General features: G+C 55.1%; 20 protein-coding genes and 1 tRNA gene. 9 read left to right on the top strand and 12 right to left on the bottom strand.

What is annotated here, in order from left to right; genetic code table 11:
• Window positions 1-101: 101 nt before the first annotated feature.
• The 3 genes from TH468_RS15645 to TH468_RS15635 all read right to left on the bottom strand — a co-directional run bounded on the left by TH468_RS15645 (window position 102) and on the right by TH468_RS15635 (window position 3,489).
• Window positions 102-956: a peptidylprolyl isomerase gene (locus TH468_RS15645; RefSeq protein WP_085645548.1), complete on the bottom strand. Its 855-nt coding sequence runs from the start codon at window positions 954-956 to the stop codon at window positions 102-104.
• Window positions 957-1,183: 227 nt separating this feature from the next.
• Entirely contained in the window at window positions 1,184-2,296 is a 1,113-nt protein-coding gene (locus TH468_RS15640) for a hypothetical protein (protein WP_085645547.1), read from the bottom strand.
• A gap of 77 nt (window positions 2,297-2,373) precedes the next feature.
• The gene (locus TH468_RS15635) at window positions 2,374-3,489 is read right to left on the bottom strand and encodes a hypothetical protein (protein ID WP_139834732.1); all 1,116 of its coding nucleotides are present in this window, start codon (window positions 3,487-3,489) and stop codon (window positions 2,374-2,376) included.
• Window positions 3,490-3,789: 300 nt separating this feature from the next.
• Between TH468_RS15635 and secA the strand changes: the two genes are divergently transcribed.
• Window positions 3,790-6,501 (top strand): preprotein translocase subunit SecA, encoded by a 2,712-nt coding sequence (gene secA / locus TH468_RS15630; protein ID WP_085645545.1) that lies wholly within the window; start codon window positions 3,790-3,792, stop codon window positions 6,499-6,501.
• A gap of 76 nt (window positions 6,502-6,577) precedes the next feature.
• Here secA and TH468_RS15625 read toward each other — a convergent pair whose 3' ends face one another.
• Window positions 6,578-7,453, bottom strand: coding sequence for an alpha/beta hydrolase (locus tag TH468_RS15625; protein WP_085645544.1), 876 nt, complete (start codon window positions 7,451-7,453; stop codon window positions 6,578-6,580).
• 219 nt (window positions 7,454-7,672) lie between these two features.
• Here TH468_RS15625 and mutT point away from each other — a divergent pair, with 219 nt between their 5' ends.
• From mutT to TH468_RS15610, 3 genes are all read left to right on the top strand, one after another.
• Window positions 7,673-8,104 (top strand): 8-oxo-dGTP diphosphatase MutT, encoded by a 432-nt coding sequence (mutT, locus tag TH468_RS15620; protein ID WP_085645543.1) that lies wholly within the window; start codon window positions 7,673-7,675, stop codon window positions 8,102-8,104.
• 59 nt (window positions 8,105-8,163) lie between these two features.
• Complete coding sequence (locus TH468_RS15615) at window positions 8,164-8,925, top strand: molybdopterin-binding protein (protein WP_063094312.1); 762 nt, start codon at window positions 8,164-8,166, stop codon at window positions 8,923-8,925.
• A gap of 82 nt (window positions 8,926-9,007) precedes the next feature.
• Window positions 9,008-9,358 carry a hypothetical protein gene (locus tag TH468_RS15610; protein WP_085645542.1) on the top strand — a complete coding sequence of 117 codons (351 nt, stop codon included), beginning with the start codon at window positions 9,008-9,010 and terminating at the stop codon, window positions 9,356-9,358.
• Between the two features lie 7 nt (window positions 9,359-9,365).
• Here the strand turns inward: TH468_RS15610 and TH468_RS15605 are convergent, their stop codons facing one another.
• From TH468_RS15605 to TH468_RS15595, 3 genes are all read right to left on the bottom strand, one after another.
• Window positions 9,366-9,617, bottom strand: coding sequence for a hypothetical protein (locus TH468_RS15605; protein WP_085645541.1), 252 nt, complete (start codon window positions 9,615-9,617; stop codon window positions 9,366-9,368).
• Between the two features lie 28 nt (window positions 9,618-9,645).
• The gene (gene bluB, locus TH468_RS15600) at window positions 9,646-10,335 is read right to left on the bottom strand and encodes a 5,6-dimethylbenzimidazole synthase (RefSeq protein WP_085645540.1); all 690 of its coding nucleotides are present in this window, start codon (window positions 10,333-10,335) and stop codon (window positions 9,646-9,648) included.
• A 101-nt stretch (window positions 10,336-10,436) separates the two neighbouring features.
• Window positions 10,437-11,834 carry a hypothetical protein gene (locus TH468_RS15595; RefSeq protein ID WP_246832358.1) on the bottom strand — a complete coding sequence of 466 codons (1,398 nt, stop codon included), beginning with the start codon at window positions 11,832-11,834 and terminating at the stop codon, window positions 10,437-10,439.
• Between the two features lie 237 nt (window positions 11,835-12,071).
• On the opposite strand from TH468_RS15595, the gene TH468_RS15590 reads away from it, so the two are divergent.
• The 3 genes from TH468_RS15590 to TH468_RS15580 all read left to right on the top strand — a co-directional run bounded on the left by TH468_RS15590 (window position 12,072) and on the right by TH468_RS15580 (window position 13,251).
• Window positions 12,072-12,160 (top strand) — tRNA-Leu (locus tag TH468_RS15590).
• A 376-nt stretch (window positions 12,161-12,536) separates the two neighbouring features.
• Complete coding sequence (locus tag TH468_RS15585; RefSeq protein ID WP_063094318.1) at window positions 12,537-12,929, top strand: hypothetical protein; 393 nt, start codon at window positions 12,537-12,539, stop codon at window positions 12,927-12,929.
• 46 nt (window positions 12,930-12,975) lie between these two features.
• Window positions 12,976-13,251 carry a DUF3572 domain-containing protein gene (locus tag TH468_RS15580; RefSeq protein WP_063094320.1) on the top strand — a complete coding sequence of 92 codons (276 nt, stop codon included), beginning with the start codon at window positions 12,976-12,978 and terminating at the stop codon, window positions 13,249-13,251.
• Between the two features lie 9 nt (window positions 13,252-13,260).
• Here TH468_RS15580 and TH468_RS15575 read toward each other — a convergent pair whose 3' ends face one another.
• From TH468_RS15575 to TH468_RS15555, 5 genes are all read right to left on the bottom strand, one after another.
• Window positions 13,261-13,896: an ATP-dependent Clp protease proteolytic subunit gene (locus TH468_RS15575; RefSeq protein ID WP_085645539.1), complete on the bottom strand. Its 636-nt coding sequence runs from the start codon at window positions 13,894-13,896 to the stop codon at window positions 13,261-13,263.
• Between the two features lie 36 nt (window positions 13,897-13,932).
• Window positions 13,933-14,310 (bottom strand): SRPBCC domain-containing protein, encoded by a 378-nt coding sequence (locus TH468_RS15570; protein WP_085645538.1) that lies wholly within the window; start codon window positions 14,308-14,310, stop codon window positions 13,933-13,935.
• The gene (locus TH468_RS15565) at window positions 14,307-14,624 is read right to left on the bottom strand and encodes a metalloregulator ArsR/SmtB family transcription factor (protein ID WP_085645537.1); all 318 of its coding nucleotides are present in this window, start codon (window positions 14,622-14,624) and stop codon (window positions 14,307-14,309) included. Before TH468_RS15565 ends, TH468_RS15570 begins: the two co-directional genes overlap by 4 nt.
• A gap of 148 nt (window positions 14,625-14,772) precedes the next feature.
• A complete protein-coding gene (locus TH468_RS15560; RefSeq protein WP_246832357.1) occupies window positions 14,773-15,321 on the bottom strand; it encodes a GNAT family N-acetyltransferase in 549 nt (182 codons plus the stop codon).
• A 65-nt stretch (window positions 15,322-15,386) separates the two neighbouring features.
• Window positions 15,387-16,217, bottom strand: coding sequence for an undecaprenyl-diphosphate phosphatase (locus TH468_RS15555; RefSeq protein ID WP_085645598.1), 831 nt, complete (start codon window positions 16,215-16,217; stop codon window positions 15,387-15,389).
• 265 nt (window positions 16,218-16,482) lie between these two features.
• Between TH468_RS15555 and TH468_RS15550 the strand changes: the two genes are divergently transcribed.
• On the top strand, window positions 16,483-17,913 hold the full coding sequence (locus tag TH468_RS15550; RefSeq protein ID WP_085645535.1) for an NAD(P)-dependent oxidoreductase: 1,431 nt from the start codon (window positions 16,483-16,485) through the stop codon (window positions 17,911-17,913).
• Window positions 17,914-17,941: 28 nt separating this feature from the next.
• Window positions 17,942-22,492, top strand: coding sequence for a glutamate synthase large subunit (gene gltB, locus TH468_RS15545; protein ID WP_085645534.1), 4,551 nt, complete (start codon window positions 17,942-17,944; stop codon window positions 22,490-22,492).
• The last annotated feature ends 103 nt before the right edge of the window (window positions 22,493-22,595 follow it).

Below are 22,595 nucleotides of genomic sequence, written 5' to 3'. Positions count from 1 at the left end.
AGGTAGCGCATTTGGCACGGGCGGATGACAAAAAACGGGGCGATGCCGGACGGCTCACCCCGTTTTGGATCTCAGCTTTGAAACCGGTTAAGCCGTGGGGCTTAGTTTTTCGGGGTTTCTGCGCTGTCGTCTGCGGCCGGGGTTTCGGTGTTGTTCACCACCTCGGCATCGGATCGAAGTTCTTCAATCAGGTCCTGAACGGCCTGCTGGGTGACTTCTGCTTCCATCTGCTGACGGATTTCTTCCAGGGTCGGCTGTACGCCGTCTTTTTTCTCTTCAACCAGGATCACGTGCCAGCCGAACTGGGTCTGAACCGGTTCCTTGCTGTATGTGCCCGGCTCCATAGCGAAGGCGGCTTCGGCGAACGGTGCGACCATGTCGCCCTTGTTAAAGAAGCCAAGATCACCACCATTGGGACCGGACGGGCCGGTTGATTTTTCTTTGGCGAGTTCGACGAAATCGGCACCGTCATCCAGCTCGGCAATCACGGCTTTGGCGTCGTCTTCGTTTTCCAGAAGGATGTGACGCGCGTGAACCTGCGGCTCTGGCTCGTTGGTTTTGATGAATTCGTCGTAATGGGCTTTGATCGCGTCGTCGGTGACTTTCTCGGCGATTGCGCGCTCAAGATAGGTTTCGGCAACGAGGCGGCGCTCAAGAGCTGCGAGCTGATTCTTGACCTCTTCATCGTCGGCAAGACCCGCATCCTGACCGGCAAGCATCAGCAGGCGCTGATTGATTTCGCGGTCGACAAGCATCGGCTTGAGCATTTCAAACGGGAGCTGGCGATACTGTTGGGGCAGGCCCTGTTGTGTCGCGCGCACTTCGGATTCCAGGATTTCCTCGCCATTGACGGTTGCAAGAACCTGGTCTTCGGCCGGTGCAGCGTCCTGTGCCATAACCGGGCTTGCAAACATGACGGTCGCAAGTGACGCAGCGAGTAGGGTTTTGCGCAGCATATTTTCTCCAGACTTTTCATTTAAGGGGGATTTTTCCCCATGCCTCACCCTACGGATAAATCACATCCGGTCGTGACACACAAGGGTTCCCCTCGGATGTCACGGTTTTTTCAAAGCAATCTGGCTAAAATGTGAAATGCTGATGTAGTGCGGAAAATATAATGGCGCGGGCAAGGGTGATTTCGCGCCCTTGCCCGCCGGTTTCTGCCAGAATCCAGAAATAGCTGTCAGGCGCGAACGTCAAAAAGGACTTCGCCGACGGTGCCGGTGGTGCCGTCATCACGCTCAAATTGTGATTTAGCAACCAGATCACCACCGATCAGACGCTGATCAACAGGGGTGATCATTGTCAGCGAAATCGATTTGATGCCTTCGCTTTCAAGCGAGCTGTGGCGGCCATCAGCACGCAGCAGGACCAAAGAGGAAAAGACCTTGTCCTTGCTGTCGATCACGCCATCATTGTTGTCGTCATATTTGGCGAGTTCGGCAAAGCCGTCCTTGGCACCGTTTTGATCGCCAAACAATTCGGTACCATCATTTATGATGCCATCATCGTTGCGATCAAGCGCCAGAAGTGCGTCATTGCCGCCAACCCATGCGGTTTGATCAATAGTTCCATCGCCATCAATATCGAACTGTTTGTTATCATTGACGTGTGAGGTGGTGATGCCGTCCCCGTCAAGATCAAGGATGAGCGGGTCCACCTGGCCGAATTCGACGCGAAGCTTACTGATTTCGACATTAACCTCGGTGTAGGACCAACTGGCGTTGGTCTCGTCGCCGGAGAACGATAGGTGACCTTCGATCTGTGACAGATTGATTTGCACGGTTTGCGATATAACGGCGGTCCCGCTGAAGGTTCCGATCGCGGCGAGCTGGTTTGCCGAGAACGGGACTTTTTGCCCGATGAGCGCTCGGATATAATCCTGAAAGCCGGTAAAGGTGACATCCTCGGGGGAGGTGCCTGTCAGTTCCCTTGCCATTGCGCGGGCTTTTTCAGGCGGGATTCCCAACATCGCAAATAAAATCAGCGCGTCGGTTTGGATTTTGTCCATAACCTCGTCATATGATATTTCGCTGAGGCGCAGGAAATCGGGCATTTTGCTCCAGGGTGGGGAAGTTACCTCGGTTGCCTGTTTGGTCAGTTTCTGAAGGCGTTTGGATGCTTCGAGACTGATATCGATATTATCGACAATGCGACGCAGACGGCTGATGTCTTCGTCGACATCGACCGTGGGATCATCGTTGGCGGTTTTGTTGGCAATTTTTCCCGATAGGCCAAGATCGCGATGCGCAGACCGGTCGGCGCGGGGACGTGAAAAATCGGAATGTTCAAACATTTGGTCGCCTCCTTCCTGAAGGCATTTTGACGAAATGCTGTGGGATCGGGGATTGCCCCCGATCCAGCATTTTACGATTAAGCCAGAACGTCCTGTTCCTGGCTGGGATCGGCCACGGCGACAGTTTCACCTTTTGGGAATTGGAAGGTTGCACCGTTTTCGTTTTGTCCGAAGATGCCCATCGGCAAGATCATATCGACAGACAGATTAAGCATCTTATTGCCCGATCCATCGGGAGCCGTGGATTGGGAAATGCCGCGGACGATGGCGCCCGCCTGTTCGATGATCTGTGCATTGAGTTTTGCCATGCGGCTTTGGATCAGTTCGGCCATCATGGCAGCGTCATCCGCACCGCTTGCGGCATCGGTTTTTTCGTCTGGTGTTGCGGCCGCGGTTTGCGTGCCGGTTGTGTCGGCCATAAGCTGACGGATGAATTCGGCGACACCACCGTCATTCATATCGAACATCAGGCCGCCTTTATCCGCACTTGTCGGATTGCCCAGCATATCCACCAGATTGTTGTTTTTAAGACCGTCCATCATGGAGTCAATCGCCCCCATGACGCCAGCGGTGCTATCACCGATGGCGACGGCTTTGGTGGTGACAACTTCGACCTTGGCGGTCTTAAAATCAAACAGGAATTCGCCCGTGGTGCTGTTGATGTTGATGTTCAGGGACTGCACCCCCATCATCGCGGATTCGGAAACCGCAGCACCGGCACCCTTGGACCCAGCATAGGCAATTTCGGTGCGCGAATATTTTGCGACGGCTTGTTGGAAGTTGAAATCAACATTGCCATCGTCAGAGAACATGCCGCGGATGCCTTCGAACAATGCATCGGTGGCGAGCATGGCTTCGCGGCCATCCATGCCACTTAGTCTGAACATTTCGATCACGTCATGCTTGATCAGTTCAAGGGCGGCATTGAGTGCGCGTTCAAACAGGTCTTTGGTTGACAGTTCTTCGGTTGCCGGTGGTTTTGCCGCTGATGTCTGCACGGCTTTGTCATCGGATGTTTTGGCCACAACCGCGTCCGTGGACAAATCAACCGGATCGACGATCTGGCGGGAATTTTTGTCGGACTTTGCCGCATTCGGATCAGCTTGCCTGTCCGATGCGTTTACCAACTGACGCGAGTCAGTCTGGGGCGATTGCCCCCTTTGAAAGGGATTTAGCGTGGTGAGATTCACCATTTCCTCCTCCTGAGGTTTTTCCGCAAAGAAATCTGTCGTCTCTTTACGAAAGGTGAGCTACTTGCTCTCAAATTCTCGGTTGAACATGGAATATACGTGTTTTTTATGGTTTGCTCAAGCGCGAAGGACAGGGGGCGAGTACCATTTTTGAGGGCAATGGTTTTCGCTGCTGGACGTGAACATATTAGTGATAATGGTTCGTTCCGTTGACAGATGGCAGACAGGGTTCTATCTGTGATCGGGCCTCGGTATATAGCCGTTGCCCCATAGCTGTTTTTTCATTTGTTCAGGAACGTTTTAATGCTCGGCGTAATTGCCCGGAAAATTTTCGGTTCAGCTAACGATCGTGAAGTCAAAGCCCTGCGGGCCACGGTCGAGCAAGTCAATGCCCTGGAACCCGAAGTCGAGAAGCTTAGTGACGACGAACTGCGCGCCCGTACCGATTGGCTGCGCGAACGTCTGTCCAAGGGCGAGACTCTGAAGGATATTCTTCCTGACGCATTTGCCACCGTTCGCGAGGCTGCCAAGCGTGTCCGCGGCGAACGTCATTACGATGTGCAGCTGATGGGCGGCATGGTTCTGACACTTGGCAAGATCGCCGAGATGAAAACCGGTGAAGGTAAAACGCTGGTTTCGACGCTTCCGGTTTATCTGAACGCGATCGAGGGCAAGGGTGTTCACGTTGTTACGGTCAACGATTACCTTGCGCGTCGTGACGCGGAATGGATGGGGCAGGTTTACGGCTTCCTGGGGCTTTCTGTTGGCGTGATCATGCATGGTATGACCGATGACCAGCGTCGTGCGGCCTATGCATGCGATATCACCTATGCGACCAACAACGAGCTGGGCTTTGATTATCTACGCGATAACATGAAGTTCCGCCTTGAAGACATGGTGCAGCGCCCGTTCAACTTTGCCATCGTCGATGAGGTTGACAGCATCCTGATTGACGAAGCACGGACGCCGCTGATCATTTCCGGCCCGGCCGAAGACAGTTCGGAGTTGTATCGCGCGATTGATGCGCTGATCCCGAAACTGACCGAGGATGATTACGAGAAGGATGAAAAGGCACGTGCCGTCACCCTGACCGAAGATGGCACCGAGAATGCCGAGCAGCTTTTGCAGCAGATGGGCATCCTGACCGAAGGCACGCTTTATGACGTTGCCAACGTGCATCTGGTGCATCACGTCAATCAGGCGCTTAAGGCGCACAAGCTGTTCCAGAAGGATACCGATTACATCGTCAAGGACGACAAGGTCGTGATCATTGACGAGTTCACGGGGCGCATGATGGAAGGCCGCCGTTATTCGGACGGTTTGCATCAGGCGCTGGAAGCCAAGGAAAAGGTCAAGATCCAGAACGAAAACCAGACCCTGGCATCGATCACCTTCCAGAACTATTTTCGTCTTTATCCGACCCTTGCGGGCATGACCGGCACGGCAATGACCGAGGCCGAGGAATTCGAGGAAATCTACAACCTTCAGGTTGTTGAAATCCCGACCCATCGTCCGATTGCCCGTAAAGACGCCGATGATGAAATTTATCGGACGGCCAAGGAAAAATGGAACGCGATTGCCGATCTTCTGGAAGATTGCCACAAACGCGGCCAACCGGCCCTTGTCGGCACGGTGTCGATTGAAAAGTCGGAAATTCTTGGCGCGTTGCTGAAAGAACGGAAAGTCCCGCACGAGGTTCTGAACGCCAAGCAGCATGAACGCGAAGCGTTCATCGTGGCACAGGCCGGTGCGCCGGGCGCGATCACGATTGCAACCAACATGGCCGGTCGCGGTACTGACATCAAGCTTGGTGGCAACGTTGAAATGCGTGCCGAGATTGAGCTTGCCAATGTTGATGACGATGCAAAGCGTGCCGAGGGGATCGAGCGGATCAAGGCCGAAGTCAAAGTCGACCAGCAGAAGGTTCTGGATGCCGGTGGTCTGTTCGTGATCGGTACCGAACGCCATGAATCGCGTCGTGTCGATAACCAGCTTCGCGGTCGTTCCGGTCGTCAGGGTGACCCGGGTGGTTCGAAATTCTTCCTGTCGCTTGAAGATGACCTGATGCGTATTTTCGGGTCCGAGCGCATGGACGGGATGCTTCAGAAGCTTGGCCTTCAGGAAGGCGAGGCGATCTATCACCCGTGGATCAACAAGGCGCTTGAAAAGGCACAGCAGAAGGTCGAGGCGCGTAACTTCGACATTCGTAAGAACGTACTGAAATTTGATGATGTCATGAATGACCAGCGCAAAGTCATTTATGAACAGCGCCGCGATCTGATGCAGGCCAAGAATGTTGCCGAAGATGTGGCCGACATGCGCAGCGAAGTCGTCGAAGACCTTGTGACCAAATACTGCCCGGAAAAGGTTTATCCGGAACAGTGGGAAGCCGCCAGCCTGCATGAAGAATGCACACGTCTGTTCGGTCTTGATCTTCCGGTGGCCGAGTGGGTCAAGGAAGAAGGCATAGATGTCGAAGTCATGCGCGAGCGGATCGAACAGGCGGTTGAAAGCAAGATGGCAGCCAAGGTTGCCAATTATGGCGCGGATATCATGCGCCAGGTCGAAAAGAGCCTTGTTCTTCAGTTGCTGGATCAGACCTGGAAAGAGCATCTTCTCGCCCTTGATCATCTGCGTCAGGGCATTGGTCTTCGCGCCTATGGTCAGCGTGATCCGTTGAACGAGTTCAAGCGCGAGGCGTTCAACCTGTTTGAAGGCATGCTGGTGACATTGCGTGAACGCGTGACCCAGATGCTGTCGCATGTTGAATTGCAATCGACACCCCGCCCCGAAGACCTTGAGCCGCGCCGTGCGCCGCAGGAAATGCACGAAAATCACCCGGAACCCGAAGCCATGGCAGGTGAGGGTGGTGACAGCGCAACCGTCCATTCGCGTGCTGCATCGGGTAATGTTGATCCGAACGATCCATCGACCTGGGGCCGTGTTGCACGCAATGCCGCCTGCCCGTGTGGATCAGGCAAAAAGTACAAGCATTGCCACGGTCAGCTGGCGTAAGGCTGCCTTAAACGGAACTTGATAGACAAAACGCGCTGTTTACCAACGGCGCGTTTTGTTTTTTTGGGGGGGCAGATTACGGTTCCGATTTCGAAGGCGCTGGTTTTACGATCCGTGTGTCGAGAAATTCCCCAACAGGGTTCAGTACTGCCCGGTTTTCTGTCAGGATACTGCCCAGAGCAATCAGAGTTCCGGCATGGCCGGTATCCTTGATGATCACGAGTCTTGCATCCGGGGCGAGTTCGGCCAATCGGCGTGAATTGCGGGGATAAACCGTGTGATCGCGGTTGCCGGTGATCAGAAGCATCGGCGGCATGTGGGATAAATCCTGCTCGACCGGCTGGCTTTGGGCGGCGGGGGTATCGCCAAAGGCGATTTGGGTTGCCTTGACGTCGTAGGGATAGAAATCATAGGGGCCGGAAAGCCCGATGATCCCGGCAATGTCGTTGGCCGTCATCCCCACGGATGCCAGATAGGATTGATCGGCCACCAGTTGAACCGCGTTATAGGCGCCAGCGGAATGACCGGCCAATATCATCGGGGTTGCGGTGATGCGGTTTGGATGTTCCTGGCCGTACTGTTTCAGAAAGGCGAGGGACTTTGCGCCGTCCTTGATGAATTCCGGGAAACGGATTTCAGGCACCAGACGATAATCGGGGATGGCGACGGCATAGCCCATTTCGGTAAAGCGTTTGGCGACGAAAGCGTATTTTGCCTTATCGCCCGAATCCCATGATCCGCCATAAAACCAGACGATCAACGGGGCCGGTTTTGTGCGATCAGCAGGCAGATAAAGATCAAGTTTTTGGCGATCCGCATCGCCATATCTCAGATCGGCAACGGTCGGCTGATAGTCGCCAGCCTGAAGGTGATTGAATGCGGCGAGCTTATCGCAACCGGCGAGAAACAGGGCCGCGATCAGGGCATTTGCCGTCAGTTTGAATACGCGCATAGTCACCGTAAAACAGATATTATTGATTTGATTTTGACTGTTGTACGCGATAGCCCGCTATCGGGTTCTTTTTTATTTCAGGGAAATATGACGCAAAGGATATTGCCGTTTTAGCCCGGATCGGGAAGGGGCGGGTATCCGTCAAATGCATCTCTTGGCGAAAACCGCCATGCAGGATAAAACAATCGCATGACCATTCAAAATCCAGAAAGAGGCTGCATGTCGGTGGACTTGCGGCAGGGAAAAATCCCCGAAAAAACGGTGTTTGTCAGTGCGGTGGCGCTGGTGGATGCCGATCATCGTGTCTTGATCGCACAACGCCCCGAAGGCAAATCCATGGCGGGGCTCTGGGAGTTTCCGGGCGGCAAGGTCGAGGCCGGCGAGACACCGGAGATGGCATTGGTGCGCGAGCTTAAGGAAGAGCTTGGCATTGATATCACCGAAAGCTGTCTGGCACCTTTTACCTTTGCGTCATTTACCTATGACGATTTCCATCTGATGATGCCGCTTTATCTGTGCCGGGTCTGGAGGGGGGAGATTACCCCGATGGAAGGCCAGCAGGTCAAATGGGTGCGCCCGATCCGATTGGGTGATTATCCGATGCCGCCGGCCGATGTGCCACTGGTGGCGATGTTGCGCGATTTTCTGTGACGATCCGCCCCCTCTTGGCGGTCGTATTTTAATACTGAGTTCAAGTTTGCGAGGTTGTGATGTCTGAAGCGGTTCGGGCCTGTCTGATCATTATCGGCAATGAAATCCTGTCGGGACGAACCCATGACAAGAATCTGCCTTATCTGGCGGAGGAGCTGAACAAGCTTGGCATTCGCCTGGCAGAAACGCGGGTGATTCCCGATATCGAAACCACGATCATCGAGACAGTCAATGAATGCCGGGCAAAGTTCGACTATGTCTTTACCACGGGCGGCATAGGTCCGACCCATGATGATATTACATCGCCCTGTGTGGCGCGTGCGTTCGGGGTCGAGATCGAACTGAACCCGCAAGCGCATGAATTGCTGAAAAGCCATTATGAGAACCCTGCCGATCTGAACGAGGCGCGGCTGCGCATGGCGCATATTCCGGTGGGGGCGGAGCTGATTGATAACCCGGTTTCCAAGGCACCGGGGTTCCGGATGGAAAATGTCTATGTCATGGCCGGTGTGCCGATGATCATGCAGGCGATGTTCCAGGGGATCAAACATCAGCTGACCGGCGGGCGACCGATGGTATCGCGATCGGTTGGCGGTTATATCCCGGAAGGCACGATTGCCAAGGTGCTGGGCGAGATCCAGCATGATTTCCCCGATACTGATATCGGGTCCTATCCGTTCCTGCGCGAGGGGAAGCTGGGCACGACGCTTGTGGTGCGGGGCGAAGAGGCCAAGGATGTTGACCTTGCATCAGAGCGCATTCGCGCGGTGATCATTGAACTCGGCCGCGAGATTATCGAGGATAGTGGTGCCGTTTCGTAACGTGCGGATTGCGATTGATCATTTTGGTGGCGCTATCATTGCGGCTATGACAATCGTTTGAGGATGCGTTGGAGGGACCGGCATGTCAGGTGACCCGAAGGAAACGGATGAAATTCGCAACAGCCGTGCTGCGCGCGAAGCCCGGTCGATTGTCAGATTCATGATTGAACATACCGCCTATGGCGGGTTCGGGGCGCTGGTTTTTGGTGCTTTGGTGCTGTTTTTTGATATTGGCGGGATTTACAGCCTTGCCATGGCATCGCGCGATGCGCCGATCTTTATCATGTTGCTGTTTTTCGGGTTGTTCATCACGTTTGGCGGCATCAGCCTTGGCATCGGGATCATGAATCTGGGCGGTTTTTCCGATAACGACCGTTATGAGGACGAACGCAAAAGCCACCGGAATGACCGCAATGACGGCAGGGGCGAATAAAAAGGCTCTAGGGCCGATCTGCACCACTGCGCGCGCGCACGATTTTGCCGATGATCATGCCGCCAATCCAGAATGCCAGCGGAACGACAAAGATATAATCAAACATCGGGTGCGTGGTATCGCCCCCGGAAATCGCCAGAATGTAGCCGACCCACGCCGCAGTCAGCAGATAGCCCATGATCTTGAAATAGTGACCGTTCGGCAGGCTTTTCTTCGCGGGGTGTTCGGGATTGGTCGGTTGGCCTTTGTCGGCGGACATCGGGGTTTCCTTTGATGATCGAATTTGGTTAGCGTTCAAGCGTCAGGGCAGCCGGATCGATGCGATCCTGCCAGCCTTCGCGGACGAGTTCGGGAACGACGTGGTCCTCTTCGGGGTAGCCGATGCACAGATAGGCGATCAGGCGCCAATGTGACGGGACTTCAAGCGTTTTAAGAACGGTTTCGGGTTCAAGGATCGAGACCCAGCCGACCCCGATGCCCTTGACGCGCGCGGCCAGCCACAAAAGCTGTACGGCGGCGACGGCGGAATAATCGAGCATTTCGGGCATGGTTTTGCGGCCCAGTCCCATGCCGGCCTCGGTTTCCTCGTCGGCGAAAACGGCGAGCTGTATGGGGGCCTGATCCATGCCCTGCAATTTCAGGGACGCATAAAGTCTGGCACGTTCGCCGTGATAGTCGTTAAGCGCTTGCTGATTGGCGCGTTCGAAACTGTCGCGGATGGCTTTGCGACGGTCGGGATCGTTGACCTTTACAAAGCGCCATGGCTGACAATTGCCAACAGACGGGGCAAGGCAGGCTTCCTTGATCAGGCCGTCGATGTCTTCCTTGGGGATCGGGTCGGTGCGAAAACGCCGCACATCACGACGCCACAATAACAGATCGATGAACTGTTTTTGAAAGGTGCGATCAAACACCGGCGGGGTGAGTGTATCTGTCGCGCTGGGCGCGTCGGGCGCATCGCGATCGGATTGTGTCATGGCGCGGACCTGCTGGGCTGGGCGGTTTTAATTCTTTGTGCACCCTAACCGGACAGCTCGGTAACGCCAAGCCACAACATAGCAAAGCCGTAAGGAAAGCATCAGAAATTGAACCGGACGGTCATCAGGCCAGACATGTTGTTGTGTTCGGTTGCGAAGGTCAGTTTGCGCTGCACTTCGAGACTCATCTGGCCGGGGATGCCGCCCCAATTATGGGTGATGCCGCCGCCTACCTGTGAATAGGTACTGGTATTTTCACTTGTCACATAGGGGCTTAGAACCCCGTAACCATAGGGAAGTTCGGAACTGAGGCTGATTTCGGAACGCACCCCTTCGAGAGGATCGGTATTGGGGGAAAATTCGCGGAATCCTTCGACGGATGCGCCGATATGCCAGGGGTCATAGACATATTCGGTGCCGACAAAATAACGGCGATTGGTGGATCGGCCATAGCCCTGATTCATCAGGGTGACGGTCTGATCCTGCCCGGCAAATGGCACAAGGCTATGGTCGCCAAGGACAAGGTTATAGCGTGCTTCTGCGGTGCTATCGAAAAGCTGGGTCAGGGCGGTTCGGGCAGGGATCAGTGACCCGTCGGCACCGCGCGCACTTTCAAATTCCTCGCGGGCGGTGATGATGTCGCCATCGAGGCTTACTGTGACTGGCACGAAGCCGAGATCGTATTCGGCACCAAAACCGATCGAGCTTGATAGTGTCGAACTTTCAAGATTTTCGGCGTAACTGAGATTATCCGGGCCGCCATCAATCGCAGACTGGGTGATGGTACTGCTGCCCACCCCCAAACTGCCGCGAATGTTAAGCCATTCGGTCATGCGCGATACGAAATACGGGGAAAAGGTGACGTTATTTTCCCGGTAGAGTACCTGACGGGCGGCGGCCTCGCTCAGTGTGCTGCCCCAGCCAACGCCAAGCCCGATGATCAGGCTGTCATCCACCAGATAATCGACCCCGGTATCAATTGAAATGACGTCGCCGCTGAGGTTCGGGTTATAGCCGGTATCGGTAACCCGGTTTTCGATGTCGGTCTGGCTGCCATGGACCCACAGGCTGATCGGGGTTGCACCGCTGCGGGTCTGGTTGGGAAAGGTGCCATTTGCGGTATCGAAATCCAGTTTCTTGGCGATGGATGCCAGTGCCGAGCGCCCGCCAAAGGTTTCAATCGTGGTCGCATTCCCGGTGCCAAGCGCAAGGGCATTGGGTGGCTGTTCAGGCGCGGGGACAGAATCGTCAAGAAACAGGGGGCCGATCGTGCTGCCCAGCAGGTCATTTTCCATCTTGTCATACAGGCGGTCGATATGGCGTTGCTGGTTGGCGGCGCGGTTCAGTGTTTCGCTGCGCAAAATCGGGGCATCGGGGCGACCGGAGCCGTCATCTTCGGCATTGGCATTCGGGACGATTTCGTGACGCAGCAAAAGGCCAAGCATGGCAAGTGCCAGACATGCTGAGATAGCCAGTGAAATGTCGCTGTGCCTCTTCACGTTCAACCGGGTCGCCTGTTGATTCCTAAGGGATCGTTGCAACCGTGCCGCGGAAAAATGGGGGTAATGTGGTGAAAGACAGGCAATTATGTCGCAATGCCGTATTCGCTTTTGTGCGATGGCATCGGATTTCGGCTTTTGCGGATTGATAAAATCGGGCATTCCGGTATTGCGCCGTTTTTAAAGCCGCGCTAGAACCCTGTTCTGCCGGTTGGACACCAACCTTGTAAGCGCTTTGCGGGCGTGGCGAAATTGGTATACGCAGCGGACTTAAAATCCGCCGGTCCTTAAAGACCTTGCCGGTTCAAGTCCGGCCGCCCGCACCATATTCCCCAGTCACGATTGTTTGATCGCCGTTTTTGGCGCGGAATTGCGCCATCAAATTACCTGTTTTGCAGCTTAGGGATTATGAACAAACGTAAGACGCATACGTTTGGCCGGGACGAATGTCCCTAGCAACAGGAGAAAATGATGATCCATCTTCTTGCATTTGGCGTGATCGCAATTACCGCAATGGTCGTTGCCTGAGCCTGGATATTTCCAACCGTCTGGTTTCTGCCGTGACCTTTCTCCTGCAATCCTTTGCTGGACATGAAGTGCCGTGTGATCGTTATCATGGCGTTTCTGATTTACCGGATATAAATCAGAAACGCTTATGACCGATGACATGGCCCGAAAACGGGCAGCTTTCGGAGTGGTTGGGTGAACGATATCGGTAGTGAAGACGAAGGCCCGCGCAAGAAGGAGCGGTTCGGCAAATATGTCGTGCCCGAGGAGCGTGCAAACAATATCGTCAAGTTGCTTGACGAGTTTCTGCGCAAAGGTCCGCGCAAGGGTCTTAAATATTCCCGCTGGCAACAGATTGCCTGGTACGAGATTGTTGACGAGCTCAAGCGGGCGGAAGCCGCCCAGAAAAATCAGGACAGCCTTACAAAATCGGCGTTTTTGGCCCTTGCGGTCGGGTTCGGAACCATCGGGTTCTGGGGACTTGTCGTGTTGCTGGGGCAGAATTTTGGTATGATTGGCACGGTATTGATCGTGATTGCCGGGCTGGTTGTCTGGCGCGCCTTGGCCAAGGCGAAGTGGTTCAGCTAGTACTTTGGGTCAACAGGCCGGTCATGCGGTAAAGGGCAGATGGACAATGAACAAGGAAGCAGCCGAAACGCTTGCCATCCGGGCAATCGCGTTTATTGCCGGTGATGACGAGTTGCTGGAGGGGCTTTTTGCCCAGACCGGTATGGGACTTGATGACCTGAAAGCCGGGATTACCAGCAATGAAGTTCAATTGGGCGCGATTGATTTTTTAATGTCGCATGAGCCGTTCCTGATGCGTTTTGTCGACGATAGCGGCTATGCGCCGGAAGACCCGGCGCGGGCGCAAATCATCCTTTCGGGCGGACCGATCTGGCAGGATTAATGCGCCAAATCAGGTATCTGTTGTCGATCTGGCTGCGTCATCGTCATTGGCACCGTGATGTTCGAGTACCTGATCAATCAGACCCCATTCCAGAGCCTGATCTGCGGTCATGAAACGGTCTCGGTCCAGCGTGCGTTCCACTTCCTCGTAACTGCGACCGCAATGTTTGGCATAAAGCGAGATAATGCGCTGTTTGGTCAGGCGCATTTCTTCGGCGTGGATCAGGACATCCGATGCCTGGCCCTGAAAACCACCCAGCGGTTGATGCACATGCAGGCTGGCATTGGGCAGGGCAGCGCGGTGGCCCGGTTCGCCTGCCATCAGCAGGAACGATCCCATGGACCGTGCGGTGCCCATGCATAGAGTATGAACAGGCGCCTTTATGTAACGCATCGTGTCATACATCGCCATGCCACTGGTGACGACACCCCCCGGAGAATTGATATAAAGGTTGATCGGTTTTTTGGGGTTTTCGGCTTCGAGGAACAGCAATTGCGCACAGACAAGCGATGAGATCGTGTCATTTACTTCGCCATTGAGGAAAATGATCCTTTCGCGCAAAAGTCGAGAAAAAATGTCAAAGGACCGTTCGCCAGCACTGGTCTGTTCAACCACCATCGGGATCAGTTGCATCATGTCGCGCATCGAGGGGCTCCGGGTTCGAGATCGGGTGAGGCGGCGTCAGGCCGCGCACATCATTTCCGCACTGTTGCTGTTGGCTGCCTTCGCCGGGGTCAGACATTTTGCATCGGTCAATTGGTGGATGATGCGCAGGCAGGTGCTGTTTTCGCCAGATTGCGTGAGGTGAAAGGTCACCACGCTTTCCAGATGGGGTGGATTGGTATCGCGCATCTGATAGGTCACTTCTTCGTCGGGAATTTGCCGTATCGGTTTGGCATTACGCAAATTGGTGTCGGGTAACCAGCGTTCGCGAATTTCGGGAATACTGATTGCCCGCCAGACCTTTTCCTTCGGCGCATCCAGTCTGAATTCAAATTCAAGGTGTCTGGAAGCTTTAGGCTTTTTGGGTTTGGCAGTGCGTGTCTTGCTGTCAGTCACTGGTCCATCTCCTTTAAGGTCTGGCGCAGGGCATCTATCCGGTCGGGCCAGAAGGTGCTGTATCGGGCGACCCATTGAACAATCAGCGCCAGCCCATCGGGATTGACGCGGTAATGGACGAAGCGTCCCTGTCGTTCTTCGTCCACCAGCTTTGCCTGACGGAGGACGGCCAGATGCTGGGACATGGCTGGCTGGCTGATGCTCATGCCGTTGCGAAGGGCACTGGCATTCATGCTTTGGTTGCTGGCAAGCTTTTCAAAAATTGTGCGCCGGGTCGGGTCGGCCAGTGCTTTGAATATATCGTTTTCCATCATGTAAAACACATAAGCACAGACTTATGTGTTTGGGCAAGGTAAATTAGAGACGAAAAGGTGCAACGCCGGTTGCCGGTTATGGGAAACCGGTGCGCATTGTGCAATCGGTCTGAATTTAGTATTCGTCGGTCGTGGCGTCAGGCCGGGGTCATGCAATGACGATGGGGGCCGGGCCGATATCGGGTTGTGGGTCTGTTTTCATCAATCCGTAGATCACCGAATCACGAATGCCGATATGTGTGTTCCAGGTCCCGCGAAGCTGACCTTCGCGGGTAAAGCCCAGTTTTTCGAATACCCGGATTGATGCAATGTTGTCCGGATCGATATCGGCAAAGATGCGGCGCGCGGTCGTGGTTTCAAAGAGATACCCAATGGCATGGGACAAGGCCCGCGCAGCGAGGTTTTGCCCGCGTGCCGCAGGGGAAATCATACAGGCGGCTTCCCACACGTTTGGGTCATCGCCGGTATTATAAAGGGCGATGCGGCCAAGGGCCGGGCCATCCGGCGACGCGGCAACCGCCCATGACGTCTTTTCAAAGCCGCTGTTCCAGTGTTTGAGCTTTGCGATGGTATCCGCGACCGATGCAAAGGCCGGTTCGGGAAGCCATGTGCAGCATTCCGGATCACCAAAAATGACGTGGAGAGCCGCACCGTCGACAACAGGATCAATCGGACGAAGAAACATTCGGGCAGGCATGGTCGATCACTTAGCCAGTCGGTTAGTCGGTCAGTGGCGCAATGGCAGGCTGTCTTGACGGTGGATTACCCAAGGAACGGGATCGGACCGCCGCCATAGCCATAAATCCACACCAGCAAGCCGCCGCCCAGAAGGATGCGATAGATCGCAAACGGCGTGAAGGTGGAGCGTTTAAGCCAGTTCATGAGCATGGCGATGGCGATCAGAGCCGTGATGAAGGACAGACCCGCGGCGAGAAGAACATCCATCGTCAAAGCCATGTCGCCCGACTGTTGCAGGTCGATACCGGCCAGAAGACCCGCGCCCAGAATGACCGGAATCGACAGCAGCATGGAAAACTGTGCGGCATCGGCGCGTTCATACCCCATCAGGCGTGCGGCCGTCATGGTGATGCCCGAACGGCTGGTACCCGGAACAAGAGCAAGAACCTGTGCGAGGCCGATGAAAAGAGCCCCGCCCCAACGCATGTGTTCAAGCCGGTTGATCGTCATGCCGATCTTGTCGGCAACCCAAAGCACGATGCCAAAGCCAAGCGTGGTCCAGGCGATGATTTCGACCGAGCGCAGTTGTTCTTCGATCCCGGAAACTTTCAGGTAGAAGCCGACCGCGACGACCGGGATGGTGGCAAGGATGATGTGCAGCGCGAGTCGGGCGCCGGGATTGATCCGGCCGGACAGAAGGAAGAAGAATCCGCCGATCATCGCGAAAACATCACGCCAGAAATAGATCAGAACAGCTGCCAGTGTGCCGACATGAACGGCAACATCTACCAACAAACCCTGATCTGCCGCACCTGTCAGGGCAGGTGTGAGGATCAGGTGACCCGATGAACTGATGGGCAGGAATTCCGTGATCCCCTGGATGACTGCCAGAAGAATTATATGTTGTAACGTCACCCCGGCCTCGATCGCTGTTATCGGCAAAAACTCACCGCTTATAGCAGCTTAGCGCAAACAGACGAAATGCATTAATAGTACCATTATGGTACTAATGAAACTTTCTTTCAGCGCTTTAAATCCCGAAATTCCCGATGCCCTGATTTTATTTGGGGATATAATGGTCAGTAATATTGACCTATCATGCATTTTGTGCTGGATTCTTGCAAAAGTGGCGCGTATACAAATGCCAACCCGCAACATAAAACCCTTTTAGAGGGCCGCTATGACAGAAAAGATGCTGAAGTTTGTTCATCTTGAACAAAAATATCCGCACAAGAGAGAAGCATCCGAGCGTCGCACGGACTTCAATGAAATTTACGAAGGTTTCGAGACAGAAGCTGCGGCTGACCAGTCCGCGCGCTGCTCGCAATGTGGTGTGCCGTTCTGTCAGGCCCATTGTCCTTTGTATAATAACATCCCGGACTGGCTGCGCCTGACGACCGAAGGTCGCATGGAAGAAGCCTATGCCATTTCGGCGGCCACCAACAACATGCCCGAAGTGACCGGCCGCATCTGCCCGCAGGATCGCCTGTGTGAAGGCAATTGCGTGATCGAACAGTCAACGCATGGTGCGGTCACGATTGGGTCGGTCGAGAAATACATTACTGATACCGCCTTTGCGAATGGCTGGGTCAAGGCGCCGAAGCCGACGCAGGAAAATGGCATGTCGGTCGGTATCATCGGTGGTGGTCCGGCTGGTATGGCTGCGGCCGAACAGCTGCGTCTTAAAGGGTATGAAGTCCATATCTATGACCGCTATGACCGCATGGGCGGGTTGCTGGTTTACGGGATTCCGGGCTTCAAGCTTGAAAAACATATCGTTGAACGCCGGGTGAAGCTGCTTGAAGAAGGTGGTGTCGTCATGCACACCGAATTCGAGGTTGGCCGCGACGCGACGCTTGATGAACTGCGCCGCAAACATGACAGCGTTCTGATCGCCACGGGTGTTTACAAGTCCCGCGATCTGAAGCTGCCCGGTGTTGGTCTTGGCAATATCTATCCAGCACTTGAATATCTGACCACCTCGAACCGCATCGGCCTTGGCGACACGGTTGCCGCCTATGACGATGGCACGCTGAATGCCAAAGACAAAAACGTTGTCGTTATTGGCGGTGGCGATACGGCCATGGACTGTGTCCGTACCGCGATCCGTCAGGGTGCGAAGTCGGTCAAATGTCTTTATCGCCGTGACCGTGCGAATATGCCGGGATCCCAGCGCGAAGTGGCCAATGCCGAGGAAGAAGGCGTTGAATTTGTCTGGCTGACCAACCCGGAAGCCTTTGTTGGCGACGACAAGGTGACCGGTGTGCGTGCGGTTAAGATGCGCCTTGGTGCCCCGGATGCCGGTGGCCGTCAGAGCCCGGAACTTATCGAAGGTTCGAACTACACCATGGATGCCGATATGGTCATCCTGGCCCTTGGTTTCGAACCGGAAGACCTGCCGAACATGTTCGAGGCACCGGAATTGGGTGTGTCACGCTGGGGCACGGTTAAAATCGATTTCCGCTCGATGATGACCAATCTGGATGGCGTTTTTGCCGCCGGTGATATTGCGCGCGGTGCGTCGCTGGTGGTCTGGGCCATCCGTGACGGTCGCGATGCGGCTGACCGGATCGATGAATATCTGCTGGCGCGCAAAGAAGCTGCTGCTTAAGCCCGCTGCCGCATTAGGAGAGAGAGTTATGAACAAGATTATTCATGACCGTGGCGCGCAAGAGATCGCCCGTTTTGAAAAGAATGCCGAATATCTGTCGGCGCACGGCATGTATGACCCGGCCGAAGAACATGCCAACTGTGGTGTGGGTCTTGTCGGGGCGATTGATGGCAAGCCGCGTCGCGAGGTTGTTGAAGCCGGTATCGAAGCGCTGAAAGCCATCTGGCACCGTGGTGCGGTTGATGCCGACGGCAAAACCGGCGATGGCGCAGGCATTCACCTGCAAATCCCGCAGGATTTCTTCAAGGCGTATCTGAAGGTTATCAATCAGGAAGCCCCGGAAAGCCTGATTGCGGTTGGTCAGGTATTCCTGCCGCGTATCGATATGTCGGCACAGGAACGTTGCCGTGCCATCGTTGAAACCGAAATCCTGAAACAGGGTTACGGCATTCTTGGTTGGCGTCAGGTTCCGGTGGATGTTTCGGTTGTCGGTGAAAAAGCCAACCAGACGCGGCCTGAAATCGAACAGGTTCTGATCGGTGCGCGGGGTGACGTTGATGAAGACCAGTTCGAGGTCGATCTTTACACCATCCGTCGTCGTGTCGAGAAAGCGGTCCTGTCTGAAGCGATCAAGGATTTCTATATCTGTTCGATGTCGTGCCGTTCGATCATCTACAAGGGCATGTTCCTTGCCGAGCAGGTCGATATTTTCTATCCGGATTTGCGTGACGAGCGGTTTGTTTCGAATTTCTGCGTCTATCATCAGCGTTATTCGACCAACACCTTCCCGAGCTGGCCGTTGGCGCAGCCGTTCCGTGTTCTGGCCCATAATGGCGAGATCAACACGCTGCGCGGTAACGTCAACTGGATGAAAAGCCACGAAGCCCGCATGGCGCACGAGGCATTTTCCGACACCATCGAAGACCTGAAACCGGTCATTCAGCCGGGTTCATCGGACTCGGCCGCCCTTGATGCCGTGTTCGAACTGATGGTGCGTGCCGGTCGTGACCTGCCGATGGTGAAAACCATGATGGTCCCCGAAGCATGGTCGAAAAAGGCATCGACGCCGGACAGCTATAAAAACCTTTATGCCTATTGCAACGCGGTGATGGAACCTTGGGACGGCCCGGCGGCACTGGCAGCTTATGGCGGCAAGTGGCTGATGGGTGGTACCGACCGCAATGGTCTTCGTCCGCTGCGTTATGCGGTGACGGGCAATGGTCTTCTGATTGCCGGTTCCGAAGCAGGCATGGTGCATATCGATGAGGAAAGCTGCCTTGAAAAAGGGCGGCTTGGCCCGGGGCAGATGATTGCCATTAATCTTGAAGAAGGCAAGCTGTACCATGACAGCGAGCTTAAGGATAAGCTTGCGAACCGTCGTGACTGGTCGAAATGGGTGGGTCGCACCAAGGTGCTTGATGACCTGATTTCGCCGGAGCACACTGAACCCGCGCGCCTCGGCAAGGAAGCGCTTCTGCGGTTGCAGAAGGCAATGGGTCTTACGCACGAAGACCTTGAACTGATCCTGCATCCGATGGGTGAAGACGGCAAGGAAGCCATTGGCTCGATGGGGGATGATACCCCGCTTGCGATCCTGTCGGATCGGTATCGCGGTTTGCATCACTTCTTCCGCCAGAACTTTTCGCAGGTGACCAACCCGCCGATTGACTCTTTGCGCGAAGCCCGCGTCATGAGCCTGAAAACGCGCCTTGGCAACCTTGGCAACATCCTTGACGAGGATGAAAGCCAGTGTGACCTGCTTCAGCTTGAAAGCCCGGTTCTGACCAATGCCGAGTATGACGCAATGCGCGGCTATATGGGCGATACGGCGGTCGAAATCGACACCACGTTCGACATTAATGGCGGCGCGTCAGCACTGCGCGATGCGATTACCCGCATCCAGCGCGAAGCCGAAGAAGCCGTTCGTGGTGGCGCGCTTCATATCATCCTGACTGACGAGGGCATTTCGGCCGAGCGTGCGGCAATCCCGATGGTTCTGGCGACGGGTGGTGTGCACAGCTATCTCGTGAAAACGTCGCTGCGTACCTATATCTCGCTTAACGTCCGTTCGGCGGAATGCATGGATGTGCATTACTTTGCGGTTCTGATCGGTGTAGGTGCGACGACGGTGAACGCCTATCTGGCGCAGGAAGGTCTTCTGGACCGTTATGCGCGCGGGCTGTTCCCCAATGTCGGCAGCACGGCCGAAGTCATGCAGCGTTTCAAGGCGGCGATTGATGCCGGACTGCTCAAGATCATGTCCAAGATGGGCATTTCGATCATCAGTTCCTATCGCGGTGGCTATAACTTTGAAAGTATCGGCCTGTCGCGGTCGCTGGTGGCGGAATTCTTCCCTGGCATGCCGTCGCGCATTTCGGGTATTGGTCTTCAGGGTATCCAGCGTCGTTGCATTGCCCAGCACAAGGAAGCGTTTAACGGCAATGTTGTGACCCTTCCGGTCGGTGGTCTTTACAAATATCGCCGTTCGGGTGAACGCCATGTCTGGACCGGTCCGCTGATCCATACGTTGCAGTCATCCGTCACCACGGGGTCGTACAATACCTTCCGCAAGTTTTCGGAAGGGCTTCGTTCGCGTGAACCGCTTCATCTTCGTGATTTGCTTGATTTCCGTTCCGACCGTAAGCCGGTTCGTCAGGAGCAGGTTGAAAGCATCACCGAAATCCGCAAACGGTTCGTTACCCCGGGCATGTCCCACGGTGCGCTTTCGACCGAGGCCCACGAGGCACTGGCGATTGCGATGAACCGCATCGGTGCAAAATCGAACTCTGGCGAGGGCGGTGAATCGCGTGAACGTTTCCGTCCGCGTTCGAACGGGGATAATGCTCGTTCATCAATCAAGCAGGTGGCATCGGGTCGTTTCGGTGTGACTGCCGAATATCTGAACAACTGTGAAGAAATCCAGATTAAGGTCGCCCAGGGTGCAAAACCGGGCGAAGGTGGTCAGCTTCCGGGCTTCAAGGTCACGGTTGAAATCGCACAGCTGCGTCATGCGACGCCGGGTGTGACCCTGATTTCGCCGCCGCCGCATCACGATATTTATTCCATCGAAGATCTGGCGCAGCTGATCTATGACCTGAAACAGATCAACCCGCGTTGCCGCGTTTGCGTCAAGCTGGTGTCGCGTTCGGGGGTCGGCACGATTGCGGCCGGTGTGGCAAAGGCAAAGGCCGACGTCATCCTGATTTCAGGTTATGATGGCGGTACCGGTGCCAGCCCGCAGACCTCGATCAAATATGCCGGTATTCCGTGGGAAATGGGCCTTTCGGAAGTTAATCAGGTTCTGACGCTGAACAACCTGCGCAGCAAGGTGAAACTGCGTGTTGATGGCGGGTTCAAAACCGGCCGCGACGTGGTGATCGGTGCGATGCTGGGGGCGGAAGAATTCGGTATCGGTACCGCGTCCCTGATCGCGCTTGGCTGTATCATGGTGCGTCAATGCCATTCGAACACCTGCCCGGTTGGCGTTTGTACACAGGACCCGGCATTGCGTGCCAAGTTCGTCGGTACGGCGGACAAGCTGGTCAACCTGTTCACCTTCATGGCCGAAGAGGTCAAGGATATCCTGGCCGAGCTTGGCTATGACAACCTGCAGGAAATCATCGGTCGTTCGGACCTGTTGCAGCAGGTTCATCGCGGTGCGAAGGACCTTGTTGACCTTGACCTGAACCCGCTGCTTGCACAGGCCGATGCCGGTGATCACAAGCGTTACTGCACGATTGAAGGCCGTAACGAGGTGCCCGATACGCTTGACGCCCAGATGATCAAGGATGCACGTGCATTGCTTGAAGACGGCGAGAAGATGCAGCTGCAATACAACATTCAGAACACGCAGCGTGCTATCGGGACGCGTATTTCGTCGCTGATCACGCAGAAATATGGCATGACCGGCCTGAAACCGGGCCATCTGCATGTGCGTTTGCGCGGTTCTGCCGGTCAGTCACTGGGCGCGTTTGCGGTTCAGGGATTGAAAATCGAAGTTCAGGGCGATGCCAACGATTATGTCGGCAAGGGTCTTTCGGGCGGTACCATCGTCTTGCGCCCGCGGCCGTCAAGCCCGCTCAAGACCAACGAAAACACGATTATCGGTAACACCATCCTTTATGGTGCAACGGCTGGTAAGCTGTTTGCGGCGGGTCAGGCCGGGGAACGTTTCTGCGTTCGTAACTCGGGCGCGACGGTCGTGGTTGAAGGATGTGGTTCGAACGGTTGTGAATACATGACCGGCGGCGCGGCCGTGATCCTTGGCTCGGTCGGTGAGAACTTCGGTGCCGGCATGACCGGTGGCATGGCGTTCATCTATGACGTTGAAGGTACCTTCGGGGATGTCGTCAATGATGGATCCATCCTGTACCAGCGTATTGAAACCCAGCATTGGGACGAAGTCTGTCGTTCGCTGATTGAAGAGCATGTTGCAGAAACCGACAGCGGTTTTGCGCGCACCATCCTAGACAATTGGGATCGCGAACGCGGCAATTTCTGGCAGATCGTGCCGAAAGAGATCGTCGACAAGCTGGAAAACCCCATTCGCTCGATGAGCGAAAACCAGGCAACTGCGTGAACCCTTTTTCACGCTTTTGCGCAAGCTCCCTTGTCCATACACCCGGACAAACAAACTGGCCCCGTACTCTGTACGGGGCTTCTTTTTTTTGCCGGTCGGGATG

This window comes from Thalassospira sp. MCCC 1A03138 (genome assembly GCF_002115785.1).
Taxonomy (GTDB): Bacteria; Pseudomonadota; Alphaproteobacteria; order Rhodospirillales; family Thalassospiraceae; genus Thalassospira.
This window is presented reverse-complemented; position numbering and strand designations above follow the sequence as displayed.

Excerpts from the sequence above, each read along its gene's own strand:
- TH468_RS15645 (WP_085645548.1), bottom strand. The coding sequence starts at position 956 with ATGCTGCGCAAAACCCTACTCGCTGCGTCACTTGCGACCGTCATGTTT.
- TH468_RS15640 (WP_085645547.1), bottom strand. The coding sequence starts at position 2,296 with ATGTTTGAACATTCCGATTTTTCACGTCCCCGCGCCGACCGGTCTGCG.
- TH468_RS15635 (WP_139834732.1), bottom strand. The coding sequence starts at position 3,489 with ATGGTGAATCTCACCACGCTAAATCCCTTTCAAAGGGGGCAATCGCCC.
- secA (WP_085645545.1), top strand. The coding sequence starts at position 3,790 with ATGCTCGGCGTAATTGCCCGGAAAATTTTCGGTTCAGCTAACGATCGT.
- TH468_RS15625 (WP_085645544.1), bottom strand. The coding sequence starts at position 7,453 with ATGCGCGTATTCAAACTGACGGCAAATGCCCTGATCGCGGCCCTGTTT.
- mutT (WP_085645543.1), top strand. The coding sequence starts at position 7,673 with ATGTCGGTGGACTTGCGGCAGGGAAAAATCCCCGAAAAAACGGTGTTT.
- TH468_RS15615 (WP_063094312.1), top strand. The coding sequence starts at position 8,164 with ATGTCTGAAGCGGTTCGGGCCTGTCTGATCATTATCGGCAATGAAATC.
- TH468_RS15610 (WP_085645542.1), top strand. The coding sequence starts at position 9,008 with ATGTCAGGTGACCCGAAGGAAACGGATGAAATTCGCAACAGCCGTGCT.
- TH468_RS15605 (WP_085645541.1), bottom strand. The coding sequence starts at position 9,617 with ATGTCCGCCGACAAAGGCCAACCGACCAATCCCGAACACCCCGCGAAG.
- bluB (WP_085645540.1), bottom strand. The coding sequence starts at position 10,335 with ATGACACAATCCGATCGCGATGCGCCCGACGCGCCCAGCGCGACAGAT.
- TH468_RS15580 (WP_063094320.1), top strand. The coding sequence starts at position 12,976 with ATGAACAAGGAAGCAGCCGAAACGCTTGCCATCCGGGCAATCGCGTTT.
- TH468_RS15575 (WP_085645539.1), bottom strand. The coding sequence starts at position 13,896 with ATGCGCGACATGATGCAACTGATCCCGATGGTGGTTGAACAGACCAGT.
- TH468_RS15565 (WP_085645537.1), bottom strand. The coding sequence starts at position 14,624 with ATGATGGAAAACGATATATTCAAAGCACTGGCCGACCCGACCCGGCGC.
- TH468_RS15560 (WP_246832357.1), bottom strand. The coding sequence starts at position 15,321 with ATGCCTGCCCGAATGTTTCTTCGTCCGATTGATCCTGTTGTCGACGGT.
- TH468_RS15550 (WP_085645535.1), top strand. The coding sequence starts at position 16,483 with ATGACAGAAAAGATGCTGAAGTTTGTTCATCTTGAACAAAAATATCCG.
- gltB (WP_085645534.1), top strand. The coding sequence starts at position 17,942 with ATGAACAAGATTATTCATGACCGTGGCGCGCAAGAGATCGCCCGTTTT.